The organism is Dyadobacter sp. CECT 9275 (assembly GCF_907164905.1).
Classification (GTDB): domain Bacteria; phylum Bacteroidota; class Bacteroidia; order Cytophagales; family Spirosomataceae; genus Dyadobacter; species Dyadobacter helix.
In genome coordinates, this window is record NZ_CAJRAF010000001.1 from 1118680 (window position 1) to 1138824 (window position 20145).

A 20145-nucleotide genomic window follows, 5' to 3' on the forward strand; every position below is an offset into this window, starting at 1 on the left:
GGATGAATTTCGCTCAGATATTTTGTCCCGGCATCGTTCAAGTAGGCAGAAATAAAATATTCAAAGCAATCTATTAAGTCCTGAAAAATGTTTTCTAAGCGCAGTTTTAATTCTTTCTGGTGGATTCGGTTCTGCTTGATTATCAGTAGTCTGTGGTTCGGTGAGGCCCATGCGCAGACCGTTTCTTTAAGCGACTTACGATTTTTTAAGAATCCGGGTAATAACTGGCGGATCGTGGGTGGGGTAACGGCGGACCTTTCGAAGCACAACGAACTAAAGGCCAAACCGGGTGAAGGTATTTTAGTAAATGCCTCGGAAGTCGGAAGCGGTACACACCTGGAAACTGTTGCCGAACATGGAGATCTCGAACTGGAACTCGACTATATGATGGCACTGGGTTCAAATTCAGGTATTTACTTCCAGGGGCGTTACGAGATCCAGTTGCTTGATAGCTGGCTGATCAGAAAGGTTAGTGAAAACGACAACGGATCAATCTATGGCCGGCAGGCGGGAAGGCAAAATGCAAGTCGTGCAGCCGGACTCTGGCAGCATATGAAAGTCAGGTTCAGAGCACCCCGTTTTGACCCAAATGGTAAAAAAACGGAGAATGCGCGGGTTGTCAGTCTTTACCTGAACGAGGTATTGATCCATGACAATGTGGAGCTGCCCTGGCAGACAGCCGGTGCCGTTCAACCCAATGAGGTCGCCAAAGGGTCATTGCTCATTCAGGGAGACCATGGCAGGGTTGCTTTTCGTAACATCAGCTTCAAACTGCTTGACACACCCTCTCCCTCGCTCGCTCACCTGCATTATGCGGTTTATAAGGGCCAGAATACGAAGATTCCGGATTTCAGGGTCGCAAAGGCCCAATCGGAAGGAAACCAGACCAGCCTCTTTTCAGGAATAGCGGACAGATCCAATAACTTTTTGATTCGCTACACCGGTACTCTGGAAGTTGGTGAAGCGGCCAAATACGACCTTTTCCTGGTCGCGGATGGTGGTTTTTCCAGATTAACCATCGATGGAAAGGAAATATTTGATTGGGATAATCCTAATTGGCGGCAGTCACGTTCCGCTGAATTACCCGCCGGAGCATTGCCCTTTGAACTTATTTATTCCAAAGTAAACCAGGACGACCAGCCCGCACTCGGTCTGACCATTTCCGGAGCCAGGCTTCTGCCTACATTTACGGGTGATACCTGGGCCGTAGCAGGAAGATATGAACAGGAAGGGCCGGTCTACATCGATGCGCCTGCACCGTTGGTGATACGCAGTTTCATGGATGTGCCCGAAAGAAATGCAGGCGACAAAACGCACCGTGCCACACATGCAGTTTCGGTAGGTGATCCGGCGGGCATTCATTACACCTACGACATGGACTTTGGGACTTTATTGCAATCATGGAGGGGTGACTTTCTGGAAGCTACGCCCATGTGGAGGGGCAGGGGTAACGGTTCGTCCCTGCCACGAGGCGTATTAAGCCGGTTGGGCACCCCAGGCCTGACGCTATGCCGACTGAAAACGTCGGCAAGTCCCTGGCCTTCCGACACGACCGGAACGGGGTATGCGCCGGGCGGGTACTCACTAGATGCGCAGGATCAGCCAACTTTTTGGTACGAGGTATTGGGCGCGGCGGTCAGCGACGCAATCCGGCCCGTATCCACCGGCGAAGGCGTCCACCGTGAGATCACCGTGCAAAATCCGGGAGCCGATCTGTATGCTTTGCTGGCTTCGGGATCAGTCATTGAACAACTGGACGATCTCACCTATCTGATCGGAGACAGCCAGTATTATATCAAAATGGATAGCAGTGTCCCGAAGCCGCTGATCAGATCGTCATCGGGAGGGCAGGAACTAATCGTGCCATTGGATGAGGGCAAGTTGTCCTATTCGATATGGTTTTGATTTTCCTGATACCTGTTTTATTTCATCCAATTTAAACCTGAATCCCATCGCAAATGAATTTTATCAAGTACGATCTGGTAAGAAATAAACCGACAACACTCGTTTTCGCAACAATACTGATATTGTCCTGTTGCCGGCTGGCAGCTCAGGAATCTCCAGAAGAGACAGATTATTTTAAAATATTTCCGGTCACAGCGCCGGAAGATGCCGTATTGGAAGTGGGGGGCCTGGCAAGTATCCCGAATGGTGATCTTGCTGTGGCGACGCGTCGCGGAGATATTTATATCATTGAGAACCCAACTGCCCGGTATCCTTATTTCCGGAAATTCGCGAGCGGTCTGCACGAGGTGCTCGGGCTGGCCTACAAGGACGGTGCCTTGTATGCGGCTCAGCGTGGCGAGCTGACCAAAATTACAGATACCAATAAAGATGGGCATTCGGATAAATCTAAGTTAAGTGATACGGGTACCGACGGCAAGGCCGACACCTTCGAAACAATCTACGCATGGCCGCTCACGGGCAATTACCATGAGTATAGTTATGGACCGAAAATCGCTGCCGACGGTACGTTTTTCGTTTCTGCGAACGTCGCTTTCTTTGATGAGGAATGGTGGAGCGGAGCAAGTCGGGTGCCATGGCGCGGGTGGGTGATGCATATCACAGGTAAAAACAAAATGGAGCCGTGGGCAACGGGAATGCGCTCACCCTGCGGACTCGGTATCATTGACGGTGAGCTCTTCTACGCCGACAACCAGGGTGACTGGATCGGCTCGGGCGGAATATGGCATTTGAAAAAAGGGGCCTGGACCGGGCATCCTGCAGGGTTACAATGGTCGGGGCAACCCAATTCACCGGTTAAAATTTTAAAGGACGATGTGTACGCCATTGTAGACCCCCGTAAAAAGCGAGGCGGCAATGGGGAGTGGATCAAACCGGAAAACAATGTGAATGACAGGATTATACCTCTCTATACACTGAAAGACAAATTTCCTGCCTTGCAGACACCCGCAGTATGGCTTCCGCACGGCATATTCGGTGTTTCCAATTCGGAGCTCGTCAAAATCCCGGACAATGCTTTCGGGGCTTTTGGCGGACAAATCCTGATCGGAGACCAGGGGCAGAGCAAGATCATGCGGGTATTTATGGAAAAGGTCAAAGGAGAATACCAGGGTGCGGCCTTTGACTTCCGTTCGGGCTTCAACTCAGGTGTGCTGCGTATGGCCTGGGCTGGTGACGGCTCCTTGTTTGTAGGAGAAACCAGCCGTGGCTGGGGTGCATCCGGCAATGCATTGCAGGGGCTTGAACGCCTCGCCTGGAGCGGCCAGGATCCATTTGAAATGAAGGCAGTGCGGGCCATGCCGGATGGTTTTGAGATCGAATTTACCAAACCGGCCGATAGCAGAAGCGCCGCAAACCCCGCTTCCTATAACGTTTCGAGCTTTATCTACAAATACCACCCCGTGTACGGAAGTCCGCCGGTAAATCAGCAGGTTAATAAGGTTAAGGGTGTGAAATTATCCCCTGATGGACTCAAAGCGCGCATCGTTGTTGACAACCTGCGACCGTATTATATTCACGAGATCCGCCTGCCGGGTGTGAAAAGCGCCGAAGGGGCCTACATGCTGGTACATCCGTTGGCCTATTATACTCTCAATAATATTCCGGATGGCGAGAAGTTGAGTTTTTCGGAATTGAGCACAAAAGAACAGGATGGCTCGGGTATTCCTGCAAAACTAACCGGCAAGCCTACATCTGCCCGGAACCGTGTTCCTACTTTTGAGGAGATCAAACCGCTGCTTGGCAAATACACATGCCTGGCTTGCCATAGTGCTGACAAGCGCCAGGTGGGTCCGGCCTATGCCTCAGTCGCGCAGAAGAATTATACCAATGAACAAATCGTAGAGCTGATATATAATCCAAAACCTAAAAACTGGCCGGACTTTGCTACGGAAATGCCTCCCATGCCTCAAGTGCCCAAATCGGATGCCCTCAGGATTGCGGCATGGATCAATTCGCTGTCAAAAAACTAAACCTCTTTTTGCTACTTCAATTTCCTAAACCCTTAACCATATGTTGAATACGACGCATCCAGCCCACTTTCCAATTCCTGTAAGGGTGTGGGCCATCCTCTGTTTACTGTTGATGTGCGCGGGCGTTTCGGAGCGGGTTCTGGCGCAGGCTGTCAAACCCGAGAAACGCCTTCTCGTTTTTTCTAAATCGGCAGGATTCCGGCATTCGTCGATACCAGTTGGGAAAGCCGCCATTGTGAAGCTGTGCAGGCAAAACGGATTTTCGGTTGATACCACGGAAAATGCCGCGCTTTTTACCGATGAAAATTTAAAGAAATACGGGGCCGTGCTATTCCTTAATACCACGGGAGGTGTATTGGACGCGAATCAGCAAGCCGCGTTTGAGAGATTTATCAGGGCCGGGGCAGGATACGTGGGTATTCATGCAGCAACGGATACAGATCATCAATGGCCTTGGTACACAGCCCTTTCGGGTGCCTGGTTTACGGGCCATCCCGACCAGGATACGGTTCAAACCACGGTTGTGAGCAGGGATCATATTTCGATGAAAGGGTTCCCCGAACACTGGTGGATTAAAGACGAATTGTACAATTTCGGAAATCTTAACCCCGATATCAAAGTCCTGTTGACCATTGATGAAAAAGCCTATGAAGGCGGGGACATGGGGGACTTTCATCCGATGTCCTGGTACCATGAATTCGACGGCGGGAGATCATTTTATACCGCATTTGGTCACAGGGAAGATTTGTATAGCAATCCGGTATATCTGAAACATTTGTTCGGAGGTATTCAGTATGCTTTAAAAAAAAGAAAAATTCCGGCTCATTTTCATGCAGATAAATCAAAAGAATAGAGCGGTTCGTGTCTTTTAAAACTACTGATACAAATTGAGTTTGCCTGATATACGATGTCTGAAAAAGAAGTGACCCGGCGCAATTTTGTTCGCGCATCCGTGAAGGGAATGGCTTTTCTGCCGCTTTCCGCTTATGTCGATTCCCCTATACGAGGAACTGTCGCCACGCTCAGTATTGTCTGCGTAGGAGGCCATCCTGATGATCCTGAAACCGGTTGTGGCGGTACACTTGCAAAATTTGCCAAAGCCGGACACAAAGTCACGATCATTTATCTGACAAACGGAGATGCGGGAATTCCTGGAAAAAGCCATTCGGAAGCCGCTGCCATTCGTACCGCCGAAGCGAAGCAGGCCTGCGAAATCCTCGGAGCGAAACCTGTATTTGCGGGCCAGGTCGACGGTGCGTCGGTCGTGACGAACGAGTGGTACGGAAAAATCAGGAAGCTGATTGAAGATGAAAATCCGGATATGCTGTTTACCCATTGGCCGATTGATTCCCACAAAGATCATCTGGCTGCCAGCATCATGACCCAGCGTGCTTACATTGATATGGGAGGAAAATTCCCCCTGTATTTCTATGAAGTCTGTACCGGAAGGCAAACCCGGAATTTTCACCCTACGGATTATGTCGATATCTCGGAAACGCAGGCGCAGAAAAGAAGGGCTGTGTTTTGTCACAAAAGCCAGGGTTTTGTTTCACTGGAATTTTATCAGAGGGATCACGGAATGATGGAAGATTTTCGGGGCATGAGTATTGGTACCAAAGCGGCTGAAGGCTTTGTAAGGTTTGTGAACGAGGGGGAAAGTATTCTTTGATAATTGTCCGAAATTGACTGATTATCAATCCATCATAAGGTATACATGTCTATTACAGCGTTTTGAATGACACAACGAATTATCAAATATCTGTTACTGGGCGCATCGTGGTGTAGCGGTTTTGAAGGGTTTTCACAAGTTTCCAGGACAGTCATCGGGGATTTGGTTAAACCGGAAGTCCGGGATGTATTTCTGCCTGTCGATGCGAGCCGGATAAAGGTGGGCGGCGAAATGGGCAGGCGTATCAGTATTACGGAACATGACAATCTGGAAAGTCTGCACCTCGAAAAGTATTTTATTGAACCGTTCCATAACAAAAAACGCTCCGAGGGCTTTGTGGGAACCGGCATGCTGATCGACGCCGTAACTAAAATGGCTGCCCATTCCATGGACCCGAAAACCATCCGTATCAAGAATCAGCTGGTGGATCAGCTGATTGCAACGCAGGAGCAGGATGGATACATCGGCATGTTTATAAAACCGCAGCGCATGTGGGTGCTTTGGGACGTGCACGAAATGAGCTATATTACTTTTGGTTTACTGACAGATTATCAATTGTTTGGAAATAAAAAATCACTTGATGCCGCCACCAGAACAGCCGACTATATTATGGCCAACTGGGCAAAAATGCCTGCCGGTTGGGAGAAGAATACGGGCGTGAATCTGTTCGAGGCCATGACCGGACTGGATCGTGCCATGCTGACGTTGTACCGCCTGACGGGCAACAGGAAGTACCTGGATTTTTCTTTGCAGCAAAAGAAGCTGAAAGACTGGAACCTGGACATTGAAATCGGCCGCCGGCTCGGACTGAACGGCCATGTATATGGTTTTCTGGGCATGTGTCTGTCACAGCTTGAACTTTACCGGCTCAATACTGACCGTCAGTTGCTTAGCCAGACCAACAAGGCAATTGATTTTCTCACGAATGGTAATGGTGCCGTTGTATCCGGAGCGGTTGGGCAGTGGGAGGCCTGGACAAATGATCAGGATGGGGAAAATGCATTGGGGGAGACCTGCGCATCCGCATATCAGATCCGGGTTTACGAAAATCTTTTCCGGCTTTTCGGAGAATCAAGATTCGGCGATCTGATGGAAAGGACGATCTTCAATACGCTGTTTGCCGCCCAGTCGCCCGAAGGCGCCCAGATCCGTTATTACGCGCCGCTGGTTGGTCCCCGCAAATACTTTCAAGAGGAAGGTTATTGCTGCCCTAACAACTACCGGAGAATTGTGTCAGAACTCCCCTTCATGATCTATTACCGGGGTGCAGGGGCAGGCCGGAATGGTGTCAGCATCAACTTATATACTGCTTCTTCGGCCAGCATTGATCTGCCGTCTGTGGGGCGTGTAAAGCTCGAACAACAAACGGATTACCCTAACAATGGCAAAGTCATAATCAGGGTTTCTCCCTCGAAAGCAGCATCCTTTGCATTGAATTTAAGAATTCCTGCATGGGCAAAAACCGCCAGGATTTCGATAAACGGTTCCGGCTGGACCGGGAAAGTGCAGGCCGGCAGCCAGGCAGTGATAGAAAGAAAATGGTCGGCGGGAGACGAAGTGGTGCTGGAGATGCCCATGGAGCCGCGACTCGTCAGGGGACGTCAGCGCCAGGCGGGGCGCGTTGCAATCATGCGGGGACCTGTTCTTTTTTGCCTCAATCCGGATCGGAATCCCGGCGTGGACAAACCCAACAAAGAGGTTGATCCGTCCGCTAACCTGAATGGCTTTGACCTGGGGCGTATGGTACTGGATCCCGCATCGATAAGCGAGGTTGAAAAAGATAATACCATTCGTCCGGATGGCATCTCGTTAAAAATCAAGGCCTGGCGAGAAGGCTGGACGATGGGTCCTGGAAGTAATCCCACAGACATGGAACTGTTGCTGACCGAATTCAGCGATCCGGGCGGTAGGGCAACGTATTTCCGTCTGGCAGATCTCAGCGCGGCTGTTGATGATGAATTGTTTATGGGGAAGTGAAAAGTAAAATGTGAGAAGTAAAAAGTGAAAAGTGAGAGGGGCGAATCTCAGGCTTGATGTTTGTCCATGAGTACATCATTGAAGAATTTGCCAATGGCCGCCAGTGCAATACGCAGAGAGTATACCCGACGCTTGCTGACAGTACGCTGTGCTAGATGTTTTCCGGTTCGGGTAAGGTGGAGATCAGAAACACGAAAATCTGGCAAATGGCTAAAACCAATTTTTACTGAAACCCAGGCCTATTTGGTTTGAAATATTCTGTTTTTCATTTTGAACCGAATTGTTTGGGTGAATATACATAGTTCGAGATGACAGAATCGGAAAATTTGAAAAAAACTAAACCAGCGTTTTTCCTGCGGAAGGCATTCAGCATGTTTTTTCTGTTAGGTCTGGTTTTCAAAACACATGGTCAGAAAATCCCGGATTGCCTGATCGGTTACACAGAATTGCGAACCAATCTGCCGGGTGGCAGACAGCCAAATGTGAACACCATGCGGGCTGCTGTGGTCGGGGCTAATGGCAAAGGAAGGAGACAGCTTGCAAATCAACTGATTAGTGATCCCAATACGATGACCCAGTTTGCAGGCTGGTCGCCAGATGGGAAATTGGCTATTATCGGCAGCGGATGGAAGAGTCCCGAAAATGCACGGTGGGAAGAAGAAAACAAAAGTTTCCGGAATACGGAAGGAAATATGCGTTATGACTCCTATCTGTTCGATATCGAAAGGAACACCCTCACAAGTCCCACGCAAGTGGATCGGGTCAGTTACTCCAATACAGGACTATTTTTCTGGCCCGGAGACTCAGCTAAACTGGGTTTCACTGCACTGATCAACAATATTTCGCATCCTTTTAAAATGGATCGTGATGGCAGAAACAAAGTCGATCTGACCCGTTCGATAGACGGATTTACCTATGGATTCAGTGCTTCGAAAGACGGGAGATATGTAGCCTATCATAAAGATTATCAGGTATATATTGCCAAATCGGATGGATCCGATGCGCGCAGGATCGAAACGGGAAACCATTTTAATTTTGCACCACAATGGTCCCCGGATGGCCGGTATTTGCTGTTCGTCTCCGGAGAACGCAACACCAGCTGCGATCCGTATCTGGTAGACTTCGATGGACCAAATCCGGTCAAACTCGCTGACCGGAACGGTTACAAGGGATCGATCGAATTTTTGGACGTGTTCGACTACCATGAAGGGAGCAGCGATGTTCCGGTCTGGTCTGCGGATGGGAAGTCCGTTTTTTATACTGCCATTTTGGAAAACGCAGTTGAGCTCTTTCAGATTTATCCCGGCCAGCGACCAGTCAGGCTTACGCATTCGGAGCCAGGTACGCTTCATTATCATCCCAAGCCTTCACCTGATGGAAAGTGGCTTTTGTACGGATCGAAAAGAAAAGGAGTCAGACAGCTTTTCATGATGGAATTGAAAGGTCAGGCCGAGCGGCAGATTACAAAAATGAAAGAAGGAACTGCCGCGATGTGGCCGCACTGGCAACCTGTAAGATGATTTCCACCGGAGTAGTATAAAATTAAACGAGCAGCAAATGTCTTCAAGAAGAGATTTTATCAGGCAAACCAGTGGCGTATTGGCGGTGAGCCTGGGTTCCGGAGTAACCGAACGGCCCGTTGCCAGGGATGCGTTTCAGTTAGGTATGGCGGGCTATACTTTTCATAAATTCAGCCTCGATCAGACCTTGGAAATGATGAAGCGGGTGGATGTCAGGAATCTGTGTATCAAGGACTTTCACCTTCCCTTAAACAGTACTTCCGATGAGATATCCGCATTCTTTCAAAAATTGAAACAAGCCGGCGTGACAGGCTACGCCGTTGGACCGATCGGTGATGACGACACAGATATTGAAGGGGCTTTTGATTATGCGTCCCGGGTAGGTGCTCAACTTATCGTAGGAATCCCTGCCCTGAAAGATATTCCGGAGATCGAAAAAAAGGTAAAGAAATACAATGTCCGCTACGCGATACACAACCATGGTCCCGACGAAAAACGCTATACCGACGCGCTTTCGGTCTATAACCTGATCAAAAATACGGACCCCCGAATGGGGATCTGCCTGGACATCGGGCATGACATACGTTTTGGAAGCGACCCGGTGGCGGACCTGAAAAAGTATGCCGACAGGATCTTCGATATTCATCTTAAAAATGTGACTGCAGCTTCCGCAGCGGGCAGGGCGGTTGAACTGGGGCGAGGTGTCATACATATTCCCGCATTGGTTGGTGCACTAAGACAAATCAGATACAGTGGCATGTGCAGCCTGGAATACGAAAAAGATATGGAGGACCCGCTGGTGGGAATCGCCGAGTCGGTCGGTTATTTCAAGGGTGTCTGTGCGAAATAGGATAAACAATTTTTCAGTTTGGAAAAAATGAAAAACTCCCGGAGGGATTTTATTAAAAAGACTGCTGTGGGCAGCGGCGCCCTTGTTTTTGGCGGCGTGATCAAAGGAATGAGCGCAGCAAGTTATGCGAGGGTTATCGGTGCCAATGACCGGCTAAATGTTGCGATCGCTGGTTTGGGTCGGCGGCTTGATGCCTATTTTGAACCCGTTTCGCTTAAAACAAGCAACGTACGACTGGTGACCTTGTGCGACGTCATGGAACGGCAGCGAATCAGGGCTGCGGGGGAATTTGCAAAACACATCGATTATAAACCGAATCTGGAAAATGATTTCAGAAAGGTTTGTGAAGATAAAGACATCGATGTACTCATCAACGCTACGCCCGATCACTGGCATGCACCCGGAACCATTATGGGGGTGAAAGCCGGCAAGCATGTATATGTTGAAAAGCCATGTAGCCATAATCCCAAGGAAGGTGAGTTGCTGGTCGCGGTGCAGAAAAAATATGAGAAAATCATCCAGATGGGCAACCAGCAGCGTTCTGCAGCGGAGTCGGTAGAGATTGTCAGGGACATTCACAACGGTGTGATCGGTAAAGCCTACGAGGCGGTTGCTTTTTACTCGAGCGACAGGGAGGAAACACCCGTCTCCAAAACAGCTCCGGTACCCAACGGGCTGGACTGGGATCTGTTTCAGGGGCCATCGCCCAGAAAAAAGTATATGCACGACACATGGGATTACAACTGGCACTGGTACGGCTGGGATTTCGGAACTGCCGAAGCGGGCAATAATGGTACGCATGAACTGGATGTTGCAAGGTGGGCCCTGCAGGTAGACTTTCCGGAGCTGGTTGAGGCACGGGGCTCCAAACGGCATTTCGTAAATGACGGATGGACGATGTATGATACGATGGATGTTACGTATCGGTTTCCTGGCAACAAAGTGATCAGATGGGACTGCAAAAGCCGCAGCGCGTATACGACCTATGGTGCTGGACGGGGTACCATCATTTATGGAACGGAAGGGACGGTGTTTGTGGATCGGGGAGGTTTCCGGTTATACGATCGGATGGGCAAGCTAATCAGAGACAGTCAGGCGAAAGGGAAGGAGGCGGGCACTGCGCTGGGCGGTGGCGGAGATATGTCCACACGGCATATCGTCAACTTTTTCAATGCGGTGCGCGGTACTGAAAAGCAAAACTCGACCATTGCAGATGGGGTAAGAAGTACGCTGTTGAGTCATCTGGCCAACATTTCGTACCGTACTGGTAAATTTCTGAAAACCGATCCCGAAAACGGGCACATCCAGGATCAGCAGGCGATGAAACTCTGGACCAGGGCCTATGAGCCGGGATGGGAGCCGAAGATTTAATTGCGTACCTATGAAAACCACCGTGCTTTTCGGCCTCACCGCTCTGCTTCTTAGCTTTTCTGTTTGTGCTCAGGAAATGGAGACCAATGAAGATGAGCGCAAAGTGAATGCCTATGTTTTGCCAGAACTGCTCAGGACAAATTCAGGAAAGCTGGTGCGAAACGTGCGGGACTGGGAGCGCGTGCGCCGGCCTGAAATTCTCGCCGCGTTTGAGGACTATATTTTTGGAAAAACACCGGTGCGCAAACTTCCTCCAAGAATTGCCGTCACCTCTGTCGACCAGAAAGCCTTAAACGGGAAGGCCATTAGAAAACAAATCACAGTTTTCTTTTCTCAAAAGGACAAACCCAAAATTGATATCCTTCTTTATTTGCCTGCGGGCACACGAAAACCTTTTCCGGTATTTTTAGCTCTCAATTTCGAAGGAAATCACTCTGTTTGTGCCGATTCCGGTATAACCATAAGTCAGCGCTGGATGAGATACGACAAGGTGCGCGGGATAGAAAATCATTATGCTACGGCAGCCAGTAGGGGCTCCCGGGCCGAACGCTGGCCGGTTGAAGAGATATTGCAGCGGGGGTATGGCCTGGCGACGGTTTATCAGGGAGATGTGGAACTGGACCGTCCGGAAAGATCGCCAGATGATATCCATGCGATGTTTCGCAAACCCGGGCCAGGCGATTGGGGAGGTATAGCGGCTTGGTCATGGGGCCTGAGCCGTGTCATGGATTACCTGGTCACGGACACGCAGGTAGATGCCAAAAAAGTTGCAGTGCTGGGACATTCGCGACTGGGTAAAGCTGCGCTCTGGGCCGGAGCGCTGGATAAAAGATTTGCGATGGTCATTTCCAACAATTCCGGAGAAGGAGGTGCATCATTGTACCGACGAAATTTTGGAGAAACGATTGCAGACCTCACCAGAGCGGTGCCATACTGGTTTTGTGAGAATTTCAGCGAATTTAGTGGGCACGAAAATGATTTGCCTGTGGATGCGCATGAACTGATTGCCCTGATGGCGCCTAGACCCGTGTATGTGGCAAGCGCTGTGGAAGACACATGGGCGGATCCGCGGGGGGAATTTTTGTCTCTTTATCACGCAAGTCCTGCTTATCATTTATACGGGCTCAGAGGACTGGAAAGCAATCGGCAGCCCGACGTCGGACAAAATGCCGGAGCCGGAGTATTGGGCTACCATTTAAGGAAAGGTGATCACGAATTAACACGTATTGATTGGCAATATTTTCTCAACTTTGCCGACAGGTACTTTAAGAAAAAAATGTAACAACGGCTTGCAAAGCCCTGATTGCTCATAAATCCATTTTCGTTTTCAATATTGTTCAATGAAGCTAAGATCCTACGCCCCTTTTGTTATTCTAATCCTCACCAGTTTCCGTGCCCTTGCGCAGGATGACAAGGTTCTGTGGTACAAGGCACCCGCCAAAGAGTGGACCGATGCATTACCTGTAGGCAATGGCCGGCTGGGAGGAATGGTGCACGGGCGCTACGACAAGGAACTGATCCAGCTCAACGAAGAGAGTGTATGGGCCGGGAGCAAGATCAATAACAACAATCCGCAATCGGCGGCACATCTGGGGGAGATACAGCAGGCGATTTTCAAAGGAGAATATAAAAACGCGGTATCGCTGGCGGATCAATACATGGTGGGTACGCCTCCGCGGGTGCGTTCCTATCAGCCGCTCGGAAACCTGTTTATCGAATATCCTTTTAAAGGACAACCTGAAAGCTACCGGCGGAGCCTCACGCTTTCTTCCGGTATTTCCAGGACCGAATTTACGGTCCAAGGGAATAGAGTGGTGCAGGACGTGTATGTTTCGGCTCCGGGTGATGTGATGGTACTGACGATCACAGCCACGCAACCGGTTGACATGGATATTTATCTGAACAGGGAACGGGATGTGAACAGTTACCAAAGCAGTGCAGGAATTGCTTTTTTTGAAGGCCAGATCAATGACAAGGAAGACAAGCGGGTAGGACCCGGAGGAAAGCACATGCGATTCGCAACGGCCATGAAGTTACTGGAAACAGATGGCAATACTTCGGCGCTGCAATCAGCCAGTACTTCGGGGTTCAGGATTACCGGTGCGAAAAAGCTGGTGATCGTGCTGACAGGCGCTACAGATTACAATATTGAAAAGCTGGATTGTGATGCTTCAATAGATCCGCTTGCAATTTGCAAGTCTAAATTAGCTGCGAACGCCGGAAAGTCCGAAACGCTGTTGAGAAAAATCCATCTTGCTGACCACCGCGCTTTTTTTGATCGCGTGAGTCTGAAGCTGGGCGCGCAGGCAAACAGCGATCTTCCCACCGACGAGCGGCTGAACCGGGTAAAAGCGGGTGGGGTGGACCTGGACCTGATCGCCCTGTATTACCAGTATGGAAGATACCTGCTGATGGCTTCTTCGCGGAAACCGGGCCGTTTGCCTGCCAATTTGCAGGGAATCTGGAACGAAAGTTATGAAGCACCGTGGAATGCCGATTTCCATACGAACATCAATTTGCAAATGAACTATTGGCCGGCTGAATCGGGGAATCTGTCGGAAACGGCCGATCCCCTGATCCATTTTATGGAAAAGATCACCGGTCCGGGCGGCGTTACGGCCAAAGAAATGTACAAGGCTAGGGGCTGGACGCTGCATCATTTGACCGACCCGTTTGGAAGGACAGGAGTGGCAGACGGGGTCTGGGGTGTATCACCCATGGCGGGCCCGTGGATGACTTTTCCGTTGTACGAACACTATGCATTCACCGGCGATATTAATTATCTGCGAAAAACGGCGTATCCGGTTCTGAAAGGATCTGTGGAATTTGTTCTGGATTTTCTGATCAAATCCCCGGAGGGTTACCTTGTAACAAACCCTTCTCATTCCCCGGAAAATGCCTTTTTTGTACCCGGAACCGATAAAAAGGAGCGTTCACAACTGTCGTATGCTGCTACAATCGACACGGAGATTATTCATGGATTATTCAATTATTATTTAAAATCGGCAGAAATTCTGAAACTGGATACCGATCTGGTCAGTAAGGTGAAACGAGCTCAGAAACAGCTTCCTCCCCTTAAAGTGGCCGCAAACGGAACTTTGCAGGAGTGGATCGAGGATTATGAGGAGGCGGAACCGGGCCATCGGCATATTTCCCACCTGCTGGGTTTACATCCCCTGAACCTGATTTCTCCGAAAGATCCCATGCTATTTGAAGCTGCCAGGAAGACAATCGCCCGGCGCCTTTCTAACGGGGGCGGGCAGACAGGATGGAGCAGGGCATGGATCACCAATTTTTATGCGCGCCTGCTCGACGGCGACAAGGCCGGTGATCACCTGCAGGTGCTGCTGCAAAGAAGCACAGTGAATAATCTCTTTAATACCCACCCGCCTTTCCAGATCGACGGAAATTTCGGAGGTGCGGCCGCGATAGCTGAGATGCTGCTACAGTCTCACAATGGTGAACTTCATATTTTGCCCGCACTTCCTTCCAGCTGGACAGAAGGCTCCGTCAAAGGTTTAAGAGGGCAGGGTGGCTACACGATCGACATCACCTGGAAAGCCGGCAAACTGACCGATCTGGTTATCAAGGCAGACCGGCCCGGTAAATATTCCGTGAAGTACAAAGAGCATGTGAGGGTCGTTGATTTCAAAAAATCGGGTGCTCGGAAGGTTATTTTTTGAGGAGGGCGGTAGAAGGAGGCAATAGGGCAATGTCGTTGACTTCGGGAATTAAAGTCTGCGTATATTGTATTAAAGTATTAAATTGGACATAGTATAAGAGAGTGGAAGATGATTTTGAAATGGAATATAGAAACAAGGTAAACGAAAATACACCGCAGCGCCGGACCTCCATGAGTTTGAAAATCAAGGATTTTTGGCTTTCCATCGAGAAGGAGAGCCTTACGGAGTATGGAGGCGCAGAAAACTGACAGTCAAGAATTTAGTGTTGATCATGACCTTTCGGAAGGGCTTACAGCGCGAAATGGACCGTTTCTTTGCTCGGTTATCTGATGAAGATTTAGATATAGCGCCTTACAAAGGTCCGTGCCACGCCCGGAAAATTAACCGAACTGACTATCTGAGAGTAAGTTATGAATTGATCATCCCGGCACTTATCAAACAAAAGTTTGCCCGACTAATCGACTGCTTTGATGAACTAATTTATAGAGCTACCCAGGTCATAAGACCAAATCGCAAATTCCCAAGAAAGCACAGGCCGCAAAAAAACACTATATGGCATATAAAAAACTATGACGGACCATTAAGTGACATTGTCTCGTATCCTGGAAACAGTCTCCTTCAAAGCTCCTGTCATATTTTATATTGCTTTCTTACAGCATTTTCTCTCGCGCAATGATGATTGATAAGGCATAAATGTACCTTGTGTCATATTACGTTTAACCACCGTATCTTTAAACTGATGAACTTACGATCCAACCAATAGGCCAACTCGATCGTTGGTCGGGCATAGGACAGGGGGGAAAGACCAAGCGGTTTTTCAAAGAGTCAATGAATACATGCTGGCTGATCTTTCCGGGTCCCTGGTTTATGGGAAACATAGTCCAATCCAAAACTGACAATTGCACAACTTGATGAAATCACCCAACGCATTATCATTGACGAGTACCATCTGCGTACGCTTAATGAAATTAACGAGACATTGCTTCTATGGTGGTTTCCGCCGGCTTCCTGCCTCATTTATGTAATTCAACTATGAACCCTGGTTCTGTTTCAATGAGGGTTGACAAGACCAGGTGGATCCAGTTCCAGCGTTCCACGTCAGATTGCATTTTTCAAGGCCTGATACCAGCAACAATGTATTTTGCTCCATCATGTTCTCTGATAAGAATAAATGCTTTAACTACTTTCCAAGCGATAACAAATTGACAAACACCCGGTAAGCACCCGGAACACCCGCGGGTAGCTCACGAAACCACGATAAACTTGTGTAAACATAATTTCCTTTCCCATACTTGGCGACAAGGATCCCGCCATCCAAAGCAGGGTTGTCGGGGTCATTGGATGAGATGACAGCCTCGTATTCGGGTGACCATTTTTGCGGGAAATACAGGCCGCGCTCCTGTACCCAGTCCTTAAAATCGGCTGGGGTAATCTTGTTGGGAACATTCAAAACCGGACTTTCGGGTTTCAGGAAACGCACCTCCGAACCTTCCACGGTTATGCGATCGCGGGTTAGGGTAAATGGGTATGGCCCGATATCCTTCATCACCAGGTCCATGTCGGTATTATATTGAATGATGAAGTTGCCCCCGTTTTTGACATAATCCATCAAAGCCGCCTGGTAATGCTTCATCCGCTTATTGGTATTGTAAACCCGCACGCCAGCCACGATCGCATCAAATTGACTGAGCTTTTCGGGCGTGATGTCTTTGTCTTCAAGTACCGTCACCTGGTACCCGATCTGCCGCAGGCTGACGGGAATCAGGTCGCCGGCCCCCATCAGATAGCCAATGTTACTGCCTTTTTTGATCAGGTCCAGCTTGATGGCCCTGGCCGTCGCTTTGGGGAAAAAGACCTGGGTGGGAATGTGTCCATAACTGATCATACCAAAGCTATGGTCATACGATTTTCCCTCCACTTCTACCACGGCAGTAATTTCCGTTTCCTGGGATTCGGCGGGCGGGTAAAGCGCAAATTCCACCATTTGCTCCTCGCCTTTCAGTTTCAGGGCAAAAGGAGCGCGCTCAGGAACCGATTTCCAGGCCGATGGCAGGTCGAGACGTACTTCTCCCACACACTCATCTTTTCCGGCTTTAATCGCGACCAGTACTTTTTTGGCTTGCTGGTCTTCAAACATGTAAACATCCTGCGCAATATTGGCAAAAACCGGTGGGGTCACCACCAGAGGCTGGTATACTTCCCCGGCGACGGGATCCTTTTTCTTGAACACCACAGGTGTTTCATAATGCAGTTTCTGACCTTCTATCAGCACTTCAAGCGCGACCATTGCAACCGGCGGGTTCTCGCCACGACCGATTTCCTCCTGGTCTTCCACTGAAAAAAGTCCTTTGTACCCGATCGGTTTTCGTAGCCAGTAAGGTTGTGAAATGGGCATTTCAGCTGGTATTTTGGTTTTGAATACAAAATCCAGATCGTTGTTATTTTTTAAAAGGGCCGAAAGTGTCGTGTCACCCGATTCAAACGGGAATACCACTTTCTGCAAAACCACATTCGCCGACGACCGGTTGACCGCCTCGACCGAAACCTGCACCGTTTCTCCGGGCGTGAATGCAAAATCAGCGGCTGTTGCTTCCAGGTAAAGCCCGAGCGAGTTTTTAATGAGCTCGTTGACCTCTTTTAATTTCGTCGTTTTCCAAAACCCATCCGGCAGTTTAGTTAGTTCAGTCTTGATTTTCAGCAACATCGGGACACTCGCAGACGGGTCGGCAGGCTTGTAACCTGCAAGCAGCGCGGTCACCAGCTGCTGTATTTTTTCACTGCCTTTCACCCTTGTCCAGGTGGTATTAATGTCTTCAAAAAGCTCCTTTTGCGCTTTGGTGCCTTTGGTATGCTGCAAATATTCCACCGACACCCCGCGGGTGCCGATCGAACCAAATCCCTGGCTTTTATGCATACTTCTGCTTTCGGCGGAAATCTCACCATAGGACTTGCCCAGCAATGCATTATAACCTCCCACATCAAGCTGCAGATAGTTTTTTACATTTTTGATAAATTCCTCCTTATTGCGGATCCCCCACATGCTGATATTCCACATTAGCCTTTTGGCCTGCCAGGGTTCTACATATTTCAACTGTTCGGGGAAACGTTTCGGGTCTGCGGCGGCGTCAAATGCTTCTTCGGCTAAAATGGACGAGGCGCTGTGATGCCCGTGCCCTGCGCGGGAATCCGGCGGGAACCGCGTCACGATCACATCGGGCTTTACATTGCGGATTACCCATACGGCATCAGCCAGCAGCTTTTCCCTTTCCCAGATCGTGAACACTTCTTCGGGGTTTTTGGAAAAACCAAAATCATTGGCCCTCGAAAAATACTGCTTGCCGCCATCCATGCGCCTGGCCTGCAAAAGCTCCTGGGTGCGTATCATCCCGAGCTGCTCGCGAATCTCCGGCCCGATCAGGTTTTGCCCGCCATCGCCGCGTGTAAGGGATAGGTAACTGGTATTAAACTGCCTTTCATTGGCCATATAGGCAATAAAAGTCGTGTTTTCATCATCCGGGTGTGCGGCCATGTAAAGTACATTGCCAAGCACATTCAGCTTGCGCATATCGTGAAGGATCTTTGCCGCCGAAGGTTTTGCCGGAGCCTGGGCCAGGAGTTGTGAGGTGTACATGCCGCCGGCCAGGCACAGGCAAACCATCGCGTTTTTGAAGTTAAAGCGCATCATTTGGAATGGGGATAAATGGGAAACCGCTGGTTTCTGGATTTTAATTTTGCTTAAAGGATGAATTGATATCGAGCTCCCGCTGCGGGATCAGGTAAAGCAGCCGGGCCGTTTTACCCTGCGTTTTCATCACTTCCGCTGCTTTGCCAAATCGCAGCAGGTCTGCCCAGCGATGGTTCTCAAAAGCCAGCTCAACCCTGCGTTCGTGTAACAGTTTTTCCTCGAAAGTACCCGCTGTGGCTGCGCTGACCGGTGCCAGTTTTGCCCGGGTCCGAACAAGGTTAATATACCCGTAAGCCTCTGCCGACTCACCCAATGCTTCCGCCAGCATCAGCAATACATCGGCATAGCGCAGTACCACGAAATTATACGAAGCGTCGTTTTCGTTGAATGCGTTTTCCTTGCCGAATTTGTTGATAAACCGCGTATCGTTCCGTGAGCTGGTGATCAGCAAACCCGAGCTGTTAACATAACTGGAATCCATTGATTTGAGAAAACGGTCATCCCCGGCTTCATAGGCGTTCATCATATTCACGGTCGGACGGTTTTTATAGGCACCTGTAGTTTGTCTCAGCAACGGAGAAAAAGCATTGGTAAACGAATTTCCCGTGCCGGTGCCACCTCCTTTAAACTGTACTTCGAAAATAGATTCTGCATTGTTTTTATTGGTCAATCCCCAAAGACTGCCATAATCTGCCAGTAATGAGTACCCATAACCGTCCACAATTCTTTTCAAAACCGTTGTCGCGCCTGCTTTGTCTCCGGCAGTCAGCATTACTTTTCCCAGCAATGTGGCGGCTGCACCTTTGGTGGCACGGCCCAGGTCTGCTGCAGCATGTTTGATAGGCAAAGCCGCTTCTGCGGTCGTGAGGTCGGTAATGAGTTGTTTATACACTTCCGAGGCAGGAACCTGGGGTAGTGAGCTGCCTTCTGCCACCGATTTTGCTTCGGAAAGCGGCATGGGAATGTTGCCGAACAAAACCGCCAGATTATAATAAAACAACGACCTGAGAAACAACGCTTCTCCCCTGATCCGCTCCTTCACGGCCGCATCCATATCAATCGGCCCGATCCGGTCCAAAACAATATTGCAGCGGGCAATACCCAGATAGGAATCCGCGTAGGCGGCTGTGATCATTTCGCTGGTGGCGATCTCTGAAAAATTGTCGATCACCGTCAGCTCGGCACCCAGCCCCGTACCATCCGGTCCCTGGTCGGTATTATCCGACCGCATTTCCTGCATGATCCAGTAACTCTGGTTGTAAGTCCCGGTCATCTGTAAGGCTTTGTAGGCCGCATTAATGGCCGTGTTCATGTCGCCTGCCGTGAGGTAAAAACCATTCACATTCCGCTGGGTGACCGGGTTCAGGTCTGTAAAATCCTGGCTGCATGACCACAGGCTTCCTGCGATCAAAGACGCCAAATAGAAGTTTTTTAATTTCATATCCTTTTCGCTTT

The 20145-nt window shown here is 49.5% G+C and carries 13 protein-coding genes; 11 read left to right on the top strand and 2 right to left on the bottom strand.

The annotated features are described in order from the left end of the window. Positions 1–87 precede the first annotated feature (87 nt). The 11 genes from KOE27_RS04595 (at position 88) to KOE27_RS29825 (ending at position 15253) form a co-directional block, all read left to right on the top strand. Positions 88–1905, top strand: a complete 1818-nt coding sequence (locus KOE27_RS04595) for a family 16 glycoside hydrolase (RefSeq protein ID WP_215237659.1) — start codon at positions 88–90, stop codon at positions 1903–1905. 53 nt (positions 1906–1958) lie between these two features. Further along, positions 1959–3935, top strand: coding sequence for a c-type cytochrome (locus KOE27_RS04600; protein ID WP_229252641.1), 1977 nt, complete (start codon positions 1959–1961; stop codon positions 3933–3935). A 40-nt stretch (positions 3936–3975) separates the two neighbouring features. Then, on the top strand, positions 3976–4788 hold the full coding sequence (locus KOE27_RS04605) for a ThuA domain-containing protein (protein WP_229252642.1): 813 nt from the start codon (positions 3976–3978) through the stop codon (positions 4786–4788). 54 nt (positions 4789–4842) lie between these two features. After that, positions 4843–5604, top strand: a complete 762-nt coding sequence (locus tag KOE27_RS04610; protein ID WP_215237660.1) for a PIG-L deacetylase family protein — start codon at positions 4843–4845, stop codon at positions 5602–5604. A 66-nt stretch (positions 5605–5670) separates the two neighbouring features. After that, positions 5671–7581: a beta-L-arabinofuranosidase domain-containing protein gene (locus KOE27_RS04615; RefSeq protein WP_215237661.1), complete on the top strand. Its 1911-nt coding sequence runs from the start codon at positions 5671–5673 to the stop codon at positions 7579–7581. 308 nt (positions 7582–7889) lie between these two features. Further along, entirely contained in the window at positions 7890–9101 is a 1212-nt protein-coding gene (locus KOE27_RS04625) for a TolB family protein (protein WP_215237663.1), read from the top strand. A gap of 37 nt (positions 9102–9138) precedes the next feature. After that, positions 9139–9951: a sugar phosphate isomerase/epimerase family protein gene (locus KOE27_RS04630; RefSeq protein ID WP_215237664.1), complete on the top strand. Its 813-nt coding sequence runs from the start codon at positions 9139–9141 to the stop codon at positions 9949–9951. Between the two features lie 27 nt (positions 9952–9978). After that, entirely contained in the window at positions 9979–11322 is a 1344-nt protein-coding gene (locus KOE27_RS04635) for a Gfo/Idh/MocA family protein (RefSeq protein WP_215237665.1), read from the top strand. Between the two features lie 10 nt (positions 11323–11332). Beyond that, positions 11333–12604: an alpha/beta hydrolase gene (locus KOE27_RS04640; protein ID WP_215237666.1), complete on the top strand. Its 1272-nt coding sequence runs from the start codon at positions 11333–11335 to the stop codon at positions 12602–12604. A gap of 58 nt (positions 12605–12662) precedes the next feature. Then, positions 12663–15005, top strand: coding sequence for a glycoside hydrolase family 95 protein (locus KOE27_RS04645; RefSeq protein WP_215237667.1), 2343 nt, complete (start codon positions 12663–12665; stop codon positions 15003–15005). Positions 15006–15124: 119 nt separating this feature from the next. After that, positions 15125–15253, top strand: a complete 129-nt coding sequence (locus KOE27_RS29825; protein WP_255573691.1) for a hypothetical protein — start codon at positions 15125–15127, stop codon at positions 15251–15253. A 932-nt stretch (positions 15254–16185) separates the two neighbouring features. On the opposite strand, the gene KOE27_RS04650 is transcribed toward KOE27_RS29825, so the two are convergent. Beyond that, positions 16186–18690 (bottom strand): PIG-L family deacetylase, encoded by a 2505-nt coding sequence (locus KOE27_RS04650; protein ID WP_229252643.1) that lies wholly within the window; start codon positions 18688–18690, stop codon positions 16186–16188. Between the two features lie 40 nt (positions 18691–18730). Beyond that, complete coding sequence (locus KOE27_RS04655; protein WP_215237668.1) at positions 18731–20131, bottom strand: RagB/SusD family nutrient uptake outer membrane protein; 1401 nt, start codon at positions 20129–20131, stop codon at positions 18731–18733. Positions 20132–20145 lie beyond the last annotated feature (14 nt).